Origin of the sequence: Pseudoxanthomonas sp. J35, from assembly GCF_000513995.1 — a bacterium.
GTDB lineage: Bacteria > Pseudomonadota > Gammaproteobacteria > Xanthomonadales > Xanthomonadaceae > Pseudoxanthomonas.
On sequence record NZ_AZVB01000012.1, the window covers coordinates 20,266 to 38,177 of the forward strand.

General features: G+C 70.6%; 16 protein-coding genes. 13 read left to right on the top strand and 3 right to left on the bottom strand.

The window, feature by feature from the left end; all coding sequences use genetic code 11:
- Positions 1–5: 5 nt before the first annotated feature.
- Together PSEJ35_RS0109190 and PSEJ35_RS15915 are read right to left on the bottom strand one after the other, a co-directional pair.
- Positions 6–1,103 (bottom strand): dipeptide epimerase, encoded by a 1,098-nt coding sequence (locus tag PSEJ35_RS0109190; protein ID WP_028917523.1) that lies wholly within the window; start codon positions 1,101–1,103, stop codon positions 6–8.
- Positions 1,100–2,560 carry an SH3 domain-containing protein gene (locus PSEJ35_RS15915; RefSeq protein ID WP_037082933.1) on the bottom strand — a complete coding sequence of 487 codons (1,461 nt, stop codon included), beginning with the start codon at positions 2,558–2,560 and terminating at the stop codon, positions 1,100–1,102. The genes PSEJ35_RS0109190 and PSEJ35_RS15915 overlap by 4 nt, the downstream gene beginning before the upstream one ends.
- A 178-nt stretch (positions 2,561–2,738) precedes the next feature.
- Between PSEJ35_RS15915 and PSEJ35_RS15920 the strand changes: the two genes are divergently transcribed.
- The 13 genes from PSEJ35_RS15920 (at position 2,739) to PSEJ35_RS0109260 (ending at position 16,445) form a co-directional block, all read left to right on the top strand.
- Positions 2,739–4,265 (top strand): transglutaminase-like domain-containing protein, encoded by a 1,527-nt coding sequence (locus PSEJ35_RS15920; protein ID WP_198014173.1) that lies wholly within the window; start codon positions 2,739–2,741, stop codon positions 4,263–4,265.
- Entirely contained in the window at positions 4,262–7,276 is a 3,015-nt protein-coding gene (locus PSEJ35_RS0109205) for a TonB-dependent receptor plug domain-containing protein (protein ID WP_028917524.1), read from the top strand. The genes PSEJ35_RS15920 and PSEJ35_RS0109205 overlap by 4 nt, the downstream gene beginning before the upstream one ends.
- Before the next feature lie 61 nt (positions 7,277–7,337).
- Positions 7,338–8,888, top strand: a complete 1,551-nt coding sequence (locus PSEJ35_RS0109210; protein WP_037082936.1) for a serine hydrolase domain-containing protein — start codon at positions 7,338–7,340, stop codon at positions 8,886–8,888.
- 55 nt (positions 8,889–8,943) lie between these two features.
- A complete protein-coding gene (locus PSEJ35_RS0109215) occupies positions 8,944–9,621 on the top strand; it encodes a M15 family metallopeptidase (protein ID WP_232207623.1) in 678 nt (225 codons plus the stop codon).
- Positions 9,621–9,809 (top strand): CPXCG motif-containing cysteine-rich protein, encoded by a 189-nt coding sequence (locus tag PSEJ35_RS0109220; RefSeq protein ID WP_028917527.1) that lies wholly within the window; start codon positions 9,621–9,623, stop codon positions 9,807–9,809. Before PSEJ35_RS0109215 ends, PSEJ35_RS0109220 begins: the two co-directional genes overlap by 1 nt.
- 67 nt (positions 9,810–9,876) lie before the next feature.
- The gene (locus PSEJ35_RS0109225; protein WP_028917528.1) at positions 9,877–10,260 is read left to right on the top strand and encodes a hypothetical protein; all 384 of its coding nucleotides are present in this window, start codon (positions 9,877–9,879) and stop codon (positions 10,258–10,260) included.
- 228 nt (positions 10,261–10,488) lie between these two features.
- Positions 10,489–10,842 carry a hypothetical protein gene (locus PSEJ35_RS0109230; protein ID WP_051412626.1) on the top strand — a complete coding sequence of 118 codons (354 nt, stop codon included), beginning with the start codon at positions 10,489–10,491 and terminating at the stop codon, positions 10,840–10,842.
- A 173-nt stretch (positions 10,843–11,015) separates the two neighbouring features.
- Positions 11,016–11,741: an HAD family hydrolase gene (locus tag PSEJ35_RS0109235; RefSeq protein WP_028917530.1), complete on the top strand. Its 726-nt coding sequence runs from the start codon at positions 11,016–11,018 to the stop codon at positions 11,739–11,741.
- A gap of 98 nt (positions 11,742–11,839) precedes the next feature.
- Positions 11,840–12,394, top strand: a complete 555-nt coding sequence (locus PSEJ35_RS15925; protein ID WP_232207624.1) for a hypothetical protein — start codon at positions 11,840–11,842, stop codon at positions 12,392–12,394.
- Between the two features lie 120 nt (positions 12,395–12,514).
- Complete coding sequence (gene dusA, locus PSEJ35_RS0109245) at positions 12,515–13,546, top strand: tRNA dihydrouridine(20/20a) synthase DusA (protein WP_051412627.1); 1,032 nt, start codon at positions 12,515–12,517, stop codon at positions 13,544–13,546.
- A gap of 496 nt (positions 13,547–14,042) precedes the next feature.
- A complete protein-coding gene (locus tag PSEJ35_RS15930) occupies positions 14,043–14,231 on the top strand; it encodes a hypothetical protein (protein WP_051414516.1) in 189 nt (62 codons plus the stop codon).
- Between the two features lie 81 nt (positions 14,232–14,312).
- Positions 14,313–14,996 carry a response regulator transcription factor gene (locus PSEJ35_RS0109255; protein WP_024868732.1) on the top strand — a complete coding sequence of 228 codons (684 nt, stop codon included), beginning with the start codon at positions 14,313–14,315 and terminating at the stop codon, positions 14,994–14,996.
- A 30-nt stretch (positions 14,997–15,026) separates the two neighbouring features.
- Positions 15,027–16,445 carry an ATP-binding protein gene (locus tag PSEJ35_RS0109260; protein WP_028917532.1) on the top strand — a complete coding sequence of 473 codons (1,419 nt, stop codon included), beginning with the start codon at positions 15,027–15,029 and terminating at the stop codon, positions 16,443–16,445.
- A 508-nt stretch (positions 16,446–16,953) separates the two neighbouring features.
- Here the strand turns inward: PSEJ35_RS0109260 and PSEJ35_RS0109265 are convergent.
- The gene (locus PSEJ35_RS0109265; protein WP_028917533.1) at positions 16,954–17,742 is read right to left on the bottom strand and encodes a M90 family metallopeptidase; all 789 of its coding nucleotides are present in this window, start codon (positions 17,740–17,742) and stop codon (positions 16,954–16,956) included.
- Positions 17,743–17,912: the final 170 nt, after the last annotated feature.

Genomic DNA, 17,912 nt, shown 5'->3' on the forward strand with positions numbered 1-17,912 from the left:
GGCGCTCAGCGCGCCAGCAGCTCCAGCCCGCGGATCTCGCTGATCCCCAGGCCGGGCGCGTCGGTGATGCTGATCTCCGACTCGTTGAAGATCACCCCGCCCTCGACCGGGTTGAACTGGCCCAGCGACGGACCGTCCAGGTCGACCTTGCTGATCGCGTCGGCCTTGGCCACGGCCACGTGCACGGCCGCGGCGACCGAGACCGCCGATTCGATCATGCAGCCGATCATGCACTGCACCCCGTAGATCGAGGCGATGTCGGCGATGCGGATGGCGTTGGAGATGCCGCCGGTCTTCATCAGCTTGATGTTGATGATGTCCGCGGCGCGGCGCTGGATCAGGTCGAACACCTGGCTCGGCCCGAACACGCTCTCGTCGGCCATCACCGGGGTGTGGACCCGGTCGGTGACGTACTTCAGGCCTTCGATGTCGGCGGCCTTGACCGGCTGCTCCAGCAGTTCCAGCAGCACGCCGGCGTTCTCCAGCGTGTGCATGGCGTAGACCGCCTGCTTGGCGGTCCAGCCCTGGTTGGCGTCCAGGCGCAGCAGGGCGCGGCCCTCGACCGCGGCGTGGATCGCCTTGACCCGCTCGATGTCCAGGCCGATGTCCTTGCCGACCTTGATCTTCAGCGAATCGAAGCCGCGCTCCACCGCGGCGATCGAGTCGGCCACCATCTTGTCGATGTGGTCCACCGAGATGGTGATGTCGGTGGTGATCACCGGGTCGCCGCCGCCGAGCATCTTGTACAGCGGCGCGTCGTACAGCTGGCCCCACAGGTCGTAGATGGCGATCTCCACCGCCGCCTTGGCACTGGTGTTGCGCTCCAGCGAACCCTGGATCAGGGCGCAGATGCGGTTGAGGTTGGCGATCTCCTGGCCGATCAGGCGCGGCTTGATGAAGCGGTCGATCGCCTCGATGATCGAACCGTGGGTATCGCCGGTGATCACCGCGGTGGCCGGCGCCTCGCCGTAGCCGGTGTGGCCGGTGTCGGTGCGGACCAGGACGACGATGTCCTCGACCGTGTCGACGGTGCGCAGCGCGGTCTTGAACGGCGTCTTCAAGGGCACGCGCAGCATGCCCAGTTCGATGTCGGTGATCTTCATTGGGAGGCTTGGGTTTCCGGATTCACGGGCCGCATCCGCTGGATGCTGGTCATGCGGTCCACGTAGGTTTCTTCGTCGCCGAACAGCATCGGCTCCAGCGGGGTCACCGACACGCCGTTGAGGCCAGCGCGCACGCGCTGGCCGCCGGCGCCGAGCCAGCTGCCGCCGTTGGTGTCGTGGATCATGTAGGCGGTGCCGTCCTGGTGGCCGATGGCCACCATCACGTGGCCGGGGATGTAGACCAGGTCGCCGGCCTGCAGGCCGCGCACGGCTTCCATGCGCTTGTCGCGGCTGTCGCCGCGGTCGAAGCCGATGCGGTCCAGCGCCGGGCTCACCGCCTGGTCGCGGGTGTTGCGCGGGACCAGCACGCCGAAGCTGCGGTAGATCTCCGAGACGAAGCCGCTGCAGTCGCGGGCATCGTAGGAATGGCCCCAGCCATAGCGCTCGCCGAGGAACTTGAAGGCCTGGCGAATGAGGTTGGCGCGGGTCAGCGGCAGATAGTCGTCCGCGACATCGGCCGAACGCGGCACCAGCGCCGGCACGAACTCCAGCCGGCCGTTGGCATCCCGCACCGGCAGGTCGACCACGTGCGAGGCGTAGGGGTGCTGGCCGTTGACGCGCTGGTCGGCGGGCCAGTCGCTGCGCAGCGGCAGGCGCAGACCCATGTCCAGCTGCAGCGCCGAGACGCGCGGCTCCTCCGGGGTAAAGGTGGTGCGCACGGTGGCGCCGGTCACCACGATGTACGGGGCGCGTTGCGCGTAGCCCAGCACCGCGTCGCGCTCGCCGATGGCCACGTGGCGGGCCTCGATCCACGCGCTGTAGCGCTCGCTGGCCACGAACAGCCAATGCCCGTCGCGGCTGCGGTGCAGCACGGCCACCGCGTCGCCGGGGAACAGCGCCGATTCCTGGAAGCGGTCGATGTCGGTGTCGCCGGGCGAACTGAACACCCGCAGCGAGGTCGGGAACGCGCGCAGGGCGGCGCGGTGCACGACCAGGCCGAAGCGCAGCGGCTGGCTGGCCGGGATCGCGTCCAGCGCGACCGCGCGCTGCAGCGCGTCGAGTTCGCGCTTCGGCACGGCCTTGCCGTGCACGTCGTACAAGGTGCGGGTCGGGGACGCCGACAGCGCCTCGACCCGCTCGCGCACCAGTTCCCGCGGCAACGGGTCTGGCAGAGCGGCGATATCGTGGATCGAAGGATCCATGGCGCGCATGCGCGCGTTCTGCGCCTCGATCTGGGCACGGTCCAGGACCAGGGCATCCGGATCGGGCAGCTGCGCGATCCAGTGCTCCGGCGTCAGCTCGGCCAAGGTCACGCCGATGACGGCGGTGGGCGTGGCCGGCGCGGGCGCCGGTTCGCGGGCGGCCAGGGTGGCCGGCAGCAGCGCCGCCAGCAGCAGCCAGGCGCGCGGACGGTGCGCACGGCGACGGGCCGCGGGCGCGTGACTCAGGGCGTTCATGTCGCCGGATCCTCCCCTTGAGGCGGGTTGCGGAAGAATAGTTATTCCGAATATCGGCGCCGTCAAGAATAAATTATTGACCCGCTACCGGGGTCGTGTTACATCACGCCCTGCCACCGCACAAAGGGGAAGTGTCGCCGTGGAACACCGCCGCCGCCAGCGCCTTGCATCACTGGCCGTGCGCAGGTCCCGCCGGGGCCTGGCGCCGCTGGGTGCGGCCGCGTTGCTGCTGGCCATCACGGTGTCTTCCGCCGGCGCGCGCGTGCCGGCGCCCGCCCCGGCGGAGCTGGTCGCGACGGTGGACCGTGGCGACTTCCGCGGGGCCGAGGCGAGGATCGCCGCCGCGCTGGCCGATCCGGCGCTGCCGGTGACGCAGCGCGAGGCGCTGGAGTACCAGCGCGAACGCATGCGCCGCATCCGCCTGGACTTCAGCCTGGACCGAGCCGCGGCCATGGCGCAGCTGCGCAAGTCGATCCCGGACCTGCGCGAGGACGAGTTCGACGCCTGGGACCGCGCCGGCCTGATCGAGCGCATGGACATCGACGGGGAGCCGCGCTACTTCAAGCGCGCCATCTCCAACCTGTTCCGGCTCAGCCCGGAAGCGGCCGCGCGCCGCGCGCCGCCGGTGCGGCCTTTCAGCGAAGGTCCCTTCGAAACCCTTCATCCGCACCATGCCGAAGTGCTCGCCGCCGCCCGCGACGGCGGCGCCACCAGCGTGGCGCCGCGGCGCCTGCGGGTGACCCAGTCGCTGGTCGTGGACGCCGACGCGGTGCCGGCCGGCGAGGTGGTCAGCGCCTGGATCCCGTTCCCGCGCGCGATCCCCGGCCAGCAGGAGGGCATCCGCCTGCTCGGCACCGTGCCCGAGGGCGGGCAGCTGGCGCCCGAATCGGCGCTGCAGCGCACCGTGCATATGCAGCGCACCGCCCAGGCCGGCACCCCGGTCGAGTTCTCGGTGAGCTACGAGCTGACCGTGTTCGCCCGCCACTTCGACATCGACCCGGCGCGCGTGCAGCCGACGCCCGCCGACGCCGGGCTGGCGCCGTTCCTGGCCGAGGAAGCGCCGCACATCGTGTTCACCCCGCAGCTGCGCGAGTTCTCGCGCCAGGTGGTGGGTGGGGAGACCAATCCGTACCTGGTCGCGCGCAAGCTGTTCGAGGCCGTGGACCGGATCCCGTGGGCCGGGGCGCGCGAGTACTCGACGATCTCCAACATCAGCGACTACGCGCTGCACGCCGGCCACGCCGACTGCGGCCAGCAGACCCTGCTGCTGATCGCGCTGCTGCGGCTCAACGGCATCCCCGCGCGCTGGCAGTCCGGCTGGGTCTATTCCGACGACGATGTCGGCTACGACAACATGCACGACTGGGGCTGGCTGTACCTGGCCCCGTACGGCTGGGTCCCGATGGACGTGACCACCGGCCAGCTGGCCAGCGACGATCCGGCGCTGCGCTGGTTCTACCTCGGTGGGCTGGACGCGTACCGCATCGCGTTCAACGACGCCATTTCCCGGGATTTCGTTCCGGCCAAGCGCCACTTCCGCTCCGAGACCGTGGATTCACAACGCGGCGAGGCGGAATGGCGCGGTGGGAACCTCTATTTCGACCAATGGGACTACCGGTTCGAATGGCAGCTGCTGCCACTAGGCAATGACGCCACCAGCGCGGGCGACAACACCAACACCACTGTGGGAGAGACACGGGGATGAAGAGCAGGACTTTCAGGAAGGCGGCGCTCTATGTGGCGCTGGGGGCGTGCCTCGGCGCGATGACGCCGATGGTAGCGATGGCGCAGAGTGCCACCGGTGCGGTCGCCGGCCGCGCCACGGCGGGCGACCAGATCGTGGTCACCAACGTCGCGACGGGCGCCTCGCGCACCGTCACGGTCGGCAAGGACGGCGTCTACCGCCTGACCCAGCTGCCGGTCGGCGACTACAAGCTGCAGCTGATGCGTGACGGCCAGCCGGTCGGCGAGGGCGCCACGGTCAACGTCGGCCTGGGCGGCACCACCTCGGTGAACCTCGGTTCCGAGGGCAACCTGGTCAACCTCGACACCGTCGAGGTGGTCGGTTCGCGCGTGATCAACCGCGTCGACGTGTTCTCGACCGAGTCGGTCACCACGGTCAACCGCGAGGAACTGGCGCGGATGCCGGTCGACCAGACCTTCAGCTCGGTCGCGCTGCTGGCGCCGGGCGTGGTCGGCGGCAACTCCTCGCTCGGCGGCCTGTCCTTCGGCGGCTCGTCGATCGCCGAGAACTCGGTGTTCATCAACGGCCTCAACGTCACCGACTTCTACCGCCGGCAGAGCTTCTCCACCGCGCCGTTCGCGTTCTTCCAGGAGTTCCAGGTCAAGACCGGTGGCTACTCGGTCGAGTTCGGCCGCAGCACCGGCGGCGTGATCAACGCGGTGACCCGCCGTGGCACCAACGAGCTGCAGGGCGGCGTGGAGGTGACCTTCGAGCCGGCCGCGTGGCGTTCCCACACCGAGGACCGCTACTACGACGATGGCAGCATCAACGTGCTCGGCAGCCACGACCGCCAGAGCTGGATGAAGACCAACGTCTGGGCGTCCGGCCCGCTGGTCAAGGACAAGCTCTTCCTGTTCGCGATGTACGAGTATCGCGACAACGACTCGCGCGCCACCAACGCCCTCGGCACCCGCATGAGCTACGCCGACTCCGGCAACGGCTTCTGGGGCACCAAGCTCGACTGGCAGATCACCGACGACCACCTGCTGGAGCTGCTGGCCTTCTCCGACGAGGGCGAGAGCGTCACCGATACCTACGAGTACGACTTCGACAGCCGCACGCGCGGCGACTACGTCGGTTCGACCACCAGCGAGAGCGGCGGCAAGAACGGCTCGATCACCTACACCGGCCACTTCGGCGAGAACTTCACCGCCAAGGCCATGTACGGCGTGAACCGCAGCCAGGGCCTGTCCTACTCGCCGGCCGACCTGCTCTGCTCGCAGGTGATCATCAACACCACCTACAACGCGGTGTACACCGCGATGGGCCGTCCGCCGGTGTCCTGCCACCCGAGCACCTCCAGCTCGGTGGTCGACCACCACGACGAGCGCAAGGTCGGCCGCCTGGACTTCGAGTGGGCGCTGGGCGACCACCTGCTGCGCTTCGGCTTCGACCGCGAGGAGATGAACACCGAGCGCTTCACCAAGTACCCGGGCGACGGCTTCCGCTACACGGTGACCGCGCAGAACCCCGGCGACCTGCTGTCCAACGGCGGCGTCGTGCCGGCCGGCGTGAACGCGGTGATCACCGGCCGCCGGCGCTTCGACGGCGGCGAGTTCGACACCACCGCCAACGCGTTCTACATCGAGGACGTGTGGAGCATCACCCCGACCCTGCTGCTGAACCTCGGCATCCGCGTGGACACGTTCGAGAACATGGACGCCACCGGCAAGACCTTCATCAAGCAGGACAACCTGGTCGCGCCGCGCTTCGGCTTCTCCTGGGACATGAAGGGTGACGGCACCACCAAGCTGTACGGCAACGTCGGCCGCTACTACCTGCCGATCCCGAGCATCATCAACTACAACTTCGCCGGCGGCCTGACCGACGAGTACACCTACTGGGCGCTGGACGGCTGGAGCCCGGCCACCAACCCGGTCACCGGCGCCTCGTACATGGCCCCGGTGTTCGGCCAGCAGATCGGCCCGGTGGACACCTCGATGAACATCTCGGCGGCCGATACCCGCCAGAGCGTGGACCGCGACCTGGATGCGGTGTACCAGGACGAGGCGATCCTCGGCTTCCAGCAGATGATCAACCAGGCCTGGTCGTGGGGCGTCAACGCCACCTACCGCCGCATGACCAACGACATCGGCGACATCCGCATCAACGCGCTGTGCGGCGTGCGCCACGGCAACCTGTGGCCGATCGCCAATCCGGGCGACAAGCTGACCCTGTGGGGCACCAAGGCCCAGGGCTGCGCCGAGGACGGCTGGGTGACGATCGACACCTCGAAGGAGGGCTACATCACCTCAGGCAGCAACCGGATCATCGGCTACAAGGATCCGAAGCGCACCTACAAGGCGGTCGAGTTCCAGATCGACCGCGCCTGGGACGACAAGTGGACCTTCAACGCGTCCTACCTGTGGTCTAAGTCGGAGGGCAACTTCGAAGGCCCGGTCAACTCCGACACCAACTACGGCGACACCGGCATGACCCAGCACTGGGACCATCCGGCCAACAACGAGCGCTACGGCGTCCTGTTCAACGACCACGAGCACCAGATCAAGCTGCGCGGCAGCTACAAGCTGAACGACATGTGGACCTTCGGCAGCACGCTGACGGCGATGTCCGGCGGCCCGATCACCGCCTTCGGCGTGACCTGGCCGGACGAGAACCTGGCGGTCGCCAGCTACACCTCCACCGGCAGCGGCGGCGGTACCGGCTGGCTGTGCGTGCAGAACTGCTCGGGCTCGTACGACCAGCGCGTGTACGAGTGGTCGCCGCGCGGCGCGTTCGGCAACATGCCGTGGACCTACAACCTGGGCGCCAGCGTGACCTGGACCCTGCCGGTCCCGGGCATCGACCTGAAGGCGCGCCTGTCGGTCTACAACCTGCTCAACGAGCAGGAAGTGATCAACGTCAGCGCCCGCTACGAGGCGCAGCCGGGCCAGCGCCGCGATACCTTCGGCACCGGCACCCGCTGGCAGTCGCCGCGCTACACCCAGCTGGTCCTGACCTGGAACTTCTGATCGGCTGAGATGGGAGGCGCGTCCCCGGCGGGGGACGCGCCTCCGGATTCGGGGAAGAACAATGCGCAGGATCCTCCCGTTCGCGGCCGCACTGGCGGCCGCTTTTCTTTTCCAGCCGGCCCTGGCCGCGCAGGCCGGCGACGAGGCCGCGGCGATCGCGCGCGCGGTCGATGACGCGGTGGCCCGCTACCAGCTGCCCGGCATCGCCGTCGGCGTGATCCGCGATGGCCAGGTGGTGGCCGTGGAAACCCGCGGCGAGCTGGCCGCCGGTGGCGGCGAGCCGGTCACGCCGGACACGCTGTTCAAGATCGCCTCCAACACCAAGGCCATGACCGGCGCGGTGCTGGCACGCCTGGTCGACCAGGGCAAGCTGCGCTGGGACGACCCGGTGACGAAGCACCTGCCGCAGTTCCGCATGCACGACCCGTGGGTCACGGCGAACATGCAGGTCCGCGACCTGCTGGTCCACAACAGCGGCCTGGGCCTGGGTGCCGGCGACCTGATGCTGTGGCCGGAACCGAACGACTTCACCCGCGCCGACATCATCGCCGGCCTCGAGCACCTCAAGCCGGTGACCAGCTTCCGTTCCGGCTACGCCTACGACAACCTGCTGTACGTGGTCGCGGGCGAAGTCGCCGCCGCCGCCGGCGGTGCGCCCTACGAGGAACTGGTGCGTCGCGAGATCTTCGCGCCGCTGCGCATGGATGGCTGCCGCGTCGGCAGCTGGAAGCTCAGCGAGGCCGGGCCGGTCGCGCTGCCGCACCGCCGCGTCGATGGTCGCAACGTGGCCATCCACGAGGACGAAGAGCTGGTGCCGGACATCACCTCGATGGCCGCCGGCGGCATCCGCTGCGGCGTCGATGACATGCTCAAGTGGATGCAGGCCTGGCTGGATCCGGCCAACCCGTGGCTGTCGCCGGCGCAGCGCCGCGCGGTGTGGACCGGGCACATGCCGATGCCGGTCAGCGAGCGCATGCGTGCCTGGGACAACACGCACTTCTCCGCCTACGGCTTCGGCTGGCGCCTGTCCGACGTGAACGGCCACTGGAAGGTGGCGCACACCGGCACGCTGACCGGCATGTATTCCTCGCTGATCCTGCTGCCGGACCTGCGCGCGGGGGTCATCATCCTGATCAACGGGCCGGGCGAGCACGCCCGCACCGCGCTGGGGCAGGTGCTGATGGAGCGCTTCACCGCGCCGCAGGCCGGCCACGACCTGGCCCACTTCGCCGGCCTGCTGGAGCAGGAGCGCGCGCAGCGGAAGGCGGCCGAACCGCTGCCGGATACCTCATCGCGGCGCCCGGCCACCGTGGCCGAGGCCCGCGACCTGCTCGGCGTGTGGCGCGATCCGTGGTTCGGCGAAGTGGCGATCTGCCGGCGCGCCGACGGCATCGGCTTCGCCTCGGCGCGTTCGCCGGTGATGCGCGGACGGCTGATGCGCGTGGGCGAACGCTGGCTGGTGGAGTGGGACGACGTCGAGGTCGACGCCGAGGCCTGGCTGCATCCGCCCGCCACCGGCGCTACCCTCACCCTGTCCCACGTCGATCCCGAAGCGGACTTCAGCTACGACTATGCCGACCTCGCCTTCACCCGCCAGCGCGACTGTCCCTGAGCGCGGCCGCGCTTCCATCGCACCGCGCCGCCGACCCGCCCTGGCATGCGCCGGCGTGGCCCTGGCCGCCGGCGCGGCCTTCGCGGCCGACCCGCCGGCAGTGTCGCCGGCGGCCGATGCCGCCGCCGCCGGCATGGTCGACGTCGCCACGCTGGCGCCGGGCATCGCAGTGGAGATGCGCTACTTCGGCAGCAACAACTTCACCGGCGCGCCGGTGCCCGGTTACGAGGCCGACCGCTGCTACCTGCTGCGCCCGGCCGCCGAGGCATTGGCGCGGGTGCAGGCCGCGCTGGAGTCCGGGGGCCTGCGCCTGCGCGTGCACGACTGCTACCGGCCGGTCCGCTCGGTGAAGCACTTCATGCGCTGGGTCGCCGCGCCCGACGACCCGGCGCTGAAGGCACGCTGGTACCCGAACGTGGACAAGGCGGCGCTGACGTCCGGCTACATCGCCGAGACCTCCGGCCACAGCCGCGGCGCCACCGTCGACCTGACCATGGAGCGCTGCGACGCCGATGGCTGCACGCCGCTGGAGATGGGCACGCCGTACGACTTCTTCGATCCGTCCGCGCACACCGACGCCCCCGGCACCGCGCCGGAGGCGCGCGCCAACCGCGACCGCCTGCGCGCGGCGATGGAAGCCGAAGGCCTGGCCAACTATCCGGGCGAGTGGTGGCACTTCACCCTCAAGCCGGAGCCCGACCCGGGCACGGCCTACGACTTCCCGGTGCGCTGATGGCCGGCCGGGTGCAGCGGCAGTGTCCCTACTGCGGCGAGCCCATCGAGCTGGTCTTCGGGCCGGAGGACGGCGACCAGGACTACATCGAGGACTGCGCCGTGTGCTGCCGGCCGATCGCGGTGCGCCTGCGCGTGGACCATGACGGGGAAGCGCAGCTGGAACTGCGGCGCGACGACGAGGCCTGAGCAGGCGCAGGCGTACCCGCCGGCCCGCCTCGTTTAGACTTCCACGGCCTCCACACCCCCGATCACGATGAACCTGTCGCTGCATACCGGACTGCTCGGCGCCCTCGAAGCCGGCCTGATCGCCTTCTTCGTCGGCCTGGTCGTCTATGGCCTGTGGGCCTGGGTGTGCCGGCGCAGCGGCTGGGGCATCGGCTATGCGATCGGCTGGGGCGCGGCGATCGCGGTGGTGATCGCCGCGGGCATCGACAGCTGGAACCTGTTCTACCTGGGCGTGGCGCGGCTGGAATCGCCGCTGTACGCGCGGCTGGCGTTGCAGGGCATCCACGATGCCGATTCGCTGGGCACGCGCGTGGTGTTCGAAGTTGTCGGCGCGCTGACCGGCACGGTGGTCGGCTGGTGGCTGTTCAGCGGCCGACATGGCCACCACGACAGCGGCAATGCCGCGGAATAGGGCGGCAGAGAGCGCTCCGGCGCACGTTTGAACCGGCCGCTAACGCGGCGCCCACGCATCGCTAACCAGCGGCATAGACGCATCCGGAGCATGTGTGGTTAATGGCGCGTGCACGCGACGGTTGCGGCGCAAGCACCATTCATCGCCGCGCTGGCAGGGTGCGGTCCGTGGGTTGCAGCGCGGCTTCCGCGCGGTGCCCACGACTTCCACCCGAGTCAGGAGCAGCACATGCACAGCACCAGGCGCATCACTTCCGGTTTCCTCATCCTCGGCATGATGGCCGCCGCGCCACTGGCATTGGCCCAGCAGACCCCGCCGACGGGTGGCCAGCAGTCGCCTCCGGGCAGTACGGCGCAGGACCAGCCGGCGCAGTCGCAGTCCCAGGCCTCCGGTGGCCAGGGCCTGAGCTGGGCCGACCTCGATACCGACGGCAACGGCAACCTCAGCAAGACCGAGGCGCAGCGCCATGCCGGCCTGGCCGCGGTCTTCGCCGAAGCCGACACCAATGGCGACAACGAACTGACCGCCGACGAATACCGCGCCTTCGTCGAGAAGCAGCAGTCCAACGCGACCGGCCAGTAAGGAACGGGCGGGGCGTGGCCGCCGTGCCACGCCGCCGCAATGCTGCCGTGGAGCGGGTGGGTGGGATGCCCGCTCTCCCCTTGCCGGACACCCGCAGCCGCCACCGTGGGCCGACCACGGCTGGCAGTCGCCGCGCTGGTATCCTGCGCGTCCCCGCACGGCGCAGGACCTCCATGAACGACATCCGCCTGGTCGGCTTCGACGGCGACGATACCCTCTGGCGCAGCGAGGACTACTACCGCGCCGCCGAGAAGCAGTACGAGGAAATCATCGGCCGCTACATCGACCTGCACGACGCCGGCACCCTGCGCCACCTGCTGGAGGTCGAGCGCCGCAACCTGCAGGTGTTCGGCTATGGCGTGAAGGGCATGACCCTGTCGATGATCGAGGCGGCGATCGAACTCACCGATGGCCGCATCGCTGCGCGCGACCTGCAGCAGGTAGTCGAGATCGGCCGCGCCACCCTGCAGCATCCGGTCGAACTGATCGACGGCATCCGCGGCGCGGTCGAGCAGATCGCCGCCGAACTGCCGGTGGTGCTGATCACCAAGGGCGACCTGTTCCACCAGGAAGCCAAGATCGCCGCCTCCGGGCTGGCCGACCTGTTCCCGCGCATCGAGATCGTGTCGGAGAAGGATCCGGCGACCTATGCGCGCGTGCTGTCGGAGTTCGGCATCGACGCCTCGCAGTTCGTGATGGTCGGCAACTCGCTGCGCTCGGACATCGAGCCGGTGGTGCGGCTGGGCGGCTGGGGCGTGCACATCCCCTACGCGATCACCTGGGCGCACGAGGCCGAACACGGCCTGGCCGGAGCGCATCCGCGGGTGCAGTCGGTGGAGCACGCCGCGCAGCTGCCGCAGGCCATCGGCCGCATCGTGGCTGGCGAAGTCGCCGGCTGAGGCGCGGCACAATGGCCCCCATGCCCGGTTCCCGCGCCCAGTCCTTCCCGCGCCGTCGCCCTCGCTGCCTGCTGCCGATGTTTTGCCTGGCTGCCTGCGTGGCCCTGGCCCCGGCAGCATTCGCCCAGGAGGGTGTCCGCAGTGGCGCCGGGACTGCGGCGGCCGAAGCCGCGGCGCGGCCCGCGCGCAGCACCGGCGACGCCTGGCTTGACGGCCGCCTGGTCGACATCGACCGTTACGCCGCGCGCTACCCGGACGCCTTCGCCGACGAACTGGAGCGCTACGCCGGCGTGCCCCGCGCCTACGTCGCCGGCCTGCTCGCGCAGCCGCGCTGGTCCGGCGGCGATGCCTGGTTCGCCTGCTTCCTGGCCCGGGCGGTGCAGGCCACCTGCCGCAGCGTGGTGCGCACGCGCACCCGCCTCGGCCCGGAGGCCGACTGGGAGGCCGTGGCGGCGGAGTTCGATGCCGCCCCCGGCTCGGACGCCTACGCCAGCGTGCGCCTGGCCCTGGCCGACAGCTATCGGCGCTGGGACCGCCCGCTGCAGCCCGATGCCGCGCTCAGGCGCGCCCTGCGCGAGCGCGAGGCGGAGGTCGCCGCCGCCGCGAAAGCCGCCGCTGGTTCGAAGGGCACGGCGGGAGCCACGGCCCGCTGACCCGGCTGGTCTGCCGGCGGACAGGCGCGGGCGTGTAACCTAGCGCCCCTCCACGTGACCGCCGCGGCGCCCAGGCGCCCCGCCGTGCCGTGGCTCCCGTCCCGCCGCACATCACGCACCATGGTCGCCCACGTTCCCGATACCGCCACCCCTCCGGCCGCCGGCCCGCGCCACCTGGCGCAGGCGCGGCTGAGCGTGGCGCCGATGATGGACTGGACCGACCGCCACTGCCGGGTCTTCCACCGCCTGCTGGCGCCGAACGCCCGCCTGTACACCGAGATGGTCCACGCCAATGCGGTGGTCCTGGGCGACCGCGAGCGGCTGCTGGGCTTCGACCCGGTCGAGCACCCGGTGGCCCTGCAGCTGGGCGGCAGCGAGCCGGAAGCGCTGGCCCAGGCCGCGCGGATCGGCGCGGAGTGGGGTTACGACGAGGTCAACCTCAACTGCGGCTGCCCGTCCGACCGGGTCCAGGCCGGGCGATTCGGCGCCTGCCTGATGCGCGAGCCGTCGCTGGTGGCCGAGTGCGTGGCGGCGATGGCCGCCGCCAGCCCCGTGCCGGTGACGGTGAAGTGCCGGCTGGGCGTGGACGACGACCACGAGTACGAACGCTTCGAGGCGTTCGTCGATACCGTGGCCGCGGCCGGCTGCGCCACCTTCGTGGTGCATGCGCGCAATGCCTGGCTGCAGGGCCTGTCGCCGAAAGAGAACCGCGAGGTTCCGCCGCTGCGCTACGACTGGGCCTGGCGGCTCAAGGCCGGGCGGCCTGGCCTGCAGGTGCTGGTCAACGGCGGCATCGCCACGGTCGAGCAGGCGCAGGCCCAGCTGGCCCATGTCGACGGGGTGATGGTCGGCCGCGCCGCCTACCACGACCCCTACGTGCTGCACGCCATGGACGTGGCCCTGCATGGTGGCCAGCTGCGTCCCCGCGACGAACTGCTGCGCGCGCTGCGGCCCTACGTCGAGGCCCAGCTGGCCCGCGGGGTCGAGCTCAAGCACATCGTCCGCCACGTGCTGGGCCTGTTCCATGGCCAGCCGGGCGGGCGCGCGTTCCGCCAGGTGCTCAGCGAGGGAGCGCACCGCGAAGGCGCCGGCTGGGAGCTGGTCGAGCGCGCGCTGCAGGCCACCGCCAGCCCGCGGCGGGCCGCCGCGTGAGCCAGCGCCCCGGGTGTGGCCGGTATAGGCATCGGCGGGGCGGCACGCTACCGTATGGCGGTGTCCACTTGCCGCTCACCAGGCTGAACCGGGGCGTCCCGCCATGTGGATAAGTTCAGACCGGATTCACCGCTTTCTAACGACCATCTTCGCCCAGCCCATGCATTGGCCAGTCCGCCGTCCCACGGCGACATTTGCCATTGCCGCCAGAGTCCGTTAGGAAGTCGTGATGCCACGCCTGTTCCGCCTGATGATCGCCATGCTCCCGCTCGCGCTGGGCACGGCCACCGTGGGCGCGCAGGAGGCCCGTCCTGGCGGCCGGGGCGGCCCGCACATGGAGCGTCCGCAGGTCCAGCCGTCGAACCAGGGGCCGCGCGAGGTGCGTCCCCGCGAGTCGCTGATGCAGCAGCCGCCGCGCCGGCGCGACCCGGAGCCGTCCTTCGCCCCGCAACCACCGCCGCCGCAGTCGCAGCCCCAGGCGCAGGAGCGGCGTTCGATGTCCGACGCCATCCGCCACGTGCAGCGCGCCACCGGCGGCCAGATCCTCAGCGCCGAGCAGGTTCCGTTCGAGGGTCGTAACATCACCCGGGTGAAGTACATGGACGAGCGGGGCCGGGTCCGCTATATGGACGCTCCAGGGACGTCCGAGCGACGCCCGCGACGCGCCGATAACGACACCCCATAGAGACTGGCCGGTGCCGCCTGGGGCCGGCCCAGGGGAAGCCCTGGCAAGATCCCACACAGAAAACCGCAACAGGGAGAGTGCATGCGAATCCTTCTGGTCGAAGACGAAGCCCCGCTGCGCGAGACGCTCGCCGCGCGCCTGAAGCGCGAAGGCTTTGCGGTCGACGCCGCCCAGGACGGTGAGGAAGGCCTGTACATGGGCCGTGAGGTCCCGTTCGACGTGGCCATCATCGACCTGGGCCTGCCGAAGATGTCGGGCATGGAACTGGTGAAGGCGCTCCGCGACGAGGGCAAGAACTTCCCGGTGCTGATCCTGACTGCCCGTTCCAGCTGGCAGGACAAGGTCGAGGGCCTCAAGCAGGGCGCCGACGACTACCTGGTCAAGCCGTTCCACGTCGAGGAACTGCTGGCGCGCCTCAACGCGCTGGTGCGCCGCGCCGCCGGCTGGTCCAAGCCGGTGCTCGAATGCGGCCCGGTGGCGCTGGACCTGGCCGCGCAGACGGTGTCGGTCAACGGCAGCAACGTCGACCTGACCAGCTACGAGTACAAGGTCCTTGAGTACCTGATGATGCACGCCGGCGAACTGGTCTCGAAGGCCGACCTCACCGAGCACATCTACCAGCAGGACTTCGACCGTGACTCCAACGTGCTGGAGGTCTTCATCGGCCGCCTGCGCAAGAAGCTGGATCCGGATGGCGAGCTGAAGCCGATCGAGACCGTGCGCGGCCGCGGCTACCGGTTCGCGATCCCGCGTACCGACGGCTGATCCGCGACCGGCGGAGGCCCAGGGGAACCGGTGGAGCGCAGTCGATTCGGGTTCCGGCCATGGCGGCCGCGCTCGCTCAAGGCACGCCAGCTCACCGCGGCCAGCATCAGCCTGGTCGCGTTCCTCATGCTCGCCGGCTACGCGCTGGACCGGGCCTTCGCCGAGACGGCGGAGGCCAACCTGCGGCAGCGCCTGAAGAGCTACGCGATGGCCTATGTCGACAACATCGACTTCGGCCGCGACGGTTCGCTGTACACGCCTGACGTCGGCCCGGACCCGCGTTTCCACCGGCCTGGCAGCGGTCTCTACGCCGAGGTGCTGATGCCCAACGGGCACTGGGCCTCGCTGTCGGCCGACGGCCCGCTGTTGCCGGAAGTGCCCGGGCAGCTGGCGCCGCGCGAGGAACGCTTCGACGGCCCGCTGGCGATGACCCAGATCGACGGCAGCCCTGGCGAGGTCTACCGCTACGGCATCGGCCTGGTCTGGGCCGAGCGCGGTCCGGACAACGAGTTCCCGTACACCATCTTCGTGATGGAGGACGCGCAGATCCTGGCCGCCCAGGTACGCGTGTTCCGCGCCGCGCTGTGGGTGTATCTCGGCGGCGCGGGCCTGTTCCTGCTGCTGCTGCAGGTGGTGATCCTCAACTGGAGCCTGCGCCCGCTGCAGCGGGTGATCGCCGAGCTGACCAAGGTCCAGCGCGGCCAGCTGCAGCGCATGAGCGAGCGCCATCCGCGCGAACTGGAACCGCTGACCGAGAGCATCAACGCGCTGATCGATTCGGAGCGCGAGAACCTGGAGCGCCAGCGCAACACGCTGGCCGACCTGGCGCACAGCCTGAAGACGCCGCTGGCGGTGCTGCGCACGCAGCTGGACGCGGGTGCCGGCGAGGGGGCGCTGCGCCAGGAGCTGGACGCGCAGCTCAAGCGCATGAACGACCTGGTCTCGTACCAGCTGGCGCGTGCGGCGTCCGGCGGCCACAAGCTGTTCTCGGCGCCGGTGCCGATCGAGTCCACCGCCGAGGAGATCGTGCGCGGGCTGGAGAAGGTGTACGCGGGCAAGAACGTGCTGTGCGAGTTCGAGATCGCCCCCGGCGTGCAGTTCTACGGCGAGGCCGGCGACCTGCAGGAGCTGCTCGGCAACCTGCTGGAGAACGCCTTCAAGTGGGCGCGCCGCCGCGTCCTGCTGACCGCCCGTCCCGGCCCTGCCGCGCCCAACCGCCGCGCCGGCCTGATGCTGGCGGTGGAGGACGACGGCCCCGGCATCGCCCCCGAGGACGTGGCCAAGGTCCTGCAGCGCGGCGTCCGCGGCGACGAGCGCGTGCAGGGCCACGGCATCGGCCTGTCGATCGTGCAGGACCTGGTCCGCGACTACCGCGGCGAACTGCAGGTCGGCCGCTCCCAGGAACTGGGCGGCGCCAAGTTCGAAGTGACCCTCCCCCCGGGCCTCTGAGCCCGCAGCTGCGCAGCCCCCAACCCGGTGGGACGCCAACCGTAGAGTCGGGCTTGCCCGACTCCCACGCCGGATGTCGCAGCGCGCGCGAAAAGCAGCGCGGCAAGCCCCGCTCTACAGAAGGGCGCAGCACGCCAAAGCCCCCCTCCCGGAGGGAGAGGGGAAGAGAACGAAGCCACGACCGGAACGCCCCCGCGCTGCCGCGGCTCCGTCCGGGCCCGTCACCTTCCCCAGCGGATCGCAGTGACGCGTAAGGCAGCAGGCGCGTGGCGACGCGCCAGACGGCGCCAGCGCCCTGGTGCATTCCCGGCGCGGACGCGGAACCGCGCGATGCGCCATGCCACCGCGCTGCCGCGGCTCCGCCGAAGCCGACCACCCAGACGCCGTTGCTTCTGCCACGGCAGTTGCCGTTGCCTTGCAGGACGAACGGCAGGCACCTGGTCCGGCGACAGGCGAAGCGTCCCCGGATGCGGCCCCATCCGGGCGACGCGTACTGCGCTTGAGGCGGTCAGCCCGCCCGCATCGGGGAGGGGCCGTAGAACCGCGCCAGGTGCGCCGCCACTTCCGGCATCGCCTCCTCCAGCACCTCCGGCGCCGAGAAGTGGTACTCCGTGCACACCGCGAAGAACTCCTCCGGCGCCTCGGCCGCGTACGGATCGATCGCCATCTCCCGTCCCGCATCCACCTCGGCGCAGAACGCGTCGTACGCCCGCTGGAAATCCCGCGCCCATTGCCGGTACCAGCCCGAAGGCAGCGGCGGCGTCCCGTCCAGCTCGCCGTCCAGCACGTCGAGCTTGTGCGCCATCTCGTGCACGGCCACGCAGAAGCCGGCGTCCGGTTCCGCGAGGTCCGCGCACACGTCGGCCCATGACAGGATCAGCGGGCCGTGGTCCCAGGCTTCGCCGGCAAGTTCGTCGTCCCATTCGTGCAGCACGCCGGCCGCATCGACATGGCTGCGGCGCACGCGGAACGCATCCGGGTAGACCAGCAGCTGCGACCAGCCGCGCAGGCCGCCTTCGCCGAATTCCAGCAGGGGCAGACAGCACAGCGCGGCCAGCAGGATGCGCTCGTGGTCGCCCAGCTCCAGGTCGCCGAGCGGGGTGATGGTCTTCTCGTGGAGGAAGCGCGCGGCCAGGGTGCGCAGGCGTTCGCGGCGCTGCCGGTCGAGCGACGCCGCCCACGGCAGGGCTTCGCAGGCGGCCTGCCAGGGTTCGTCGGGAATCGTGGGAGCGCGCGGCCGCAGCCAGCGCGAAAGCCTCTTGATCAGCGGAACATGCCCGGCAGGAAACTGTGCCAGCGCGGGCTGCGGGTGCGCTGCATGACCGCGTCGCCCTCGTTGCCGCCACCACCGCTGCCGGTGGTGCGCGGCACGCTGCGCGCCGCCGGGGGTACCGGCGTCCGCGCCTGCGCCGAATCGGCTTCCGCTGCGCTGGCCGGCGCGGAGGCGCGCGCGTACACGCAGGCCCC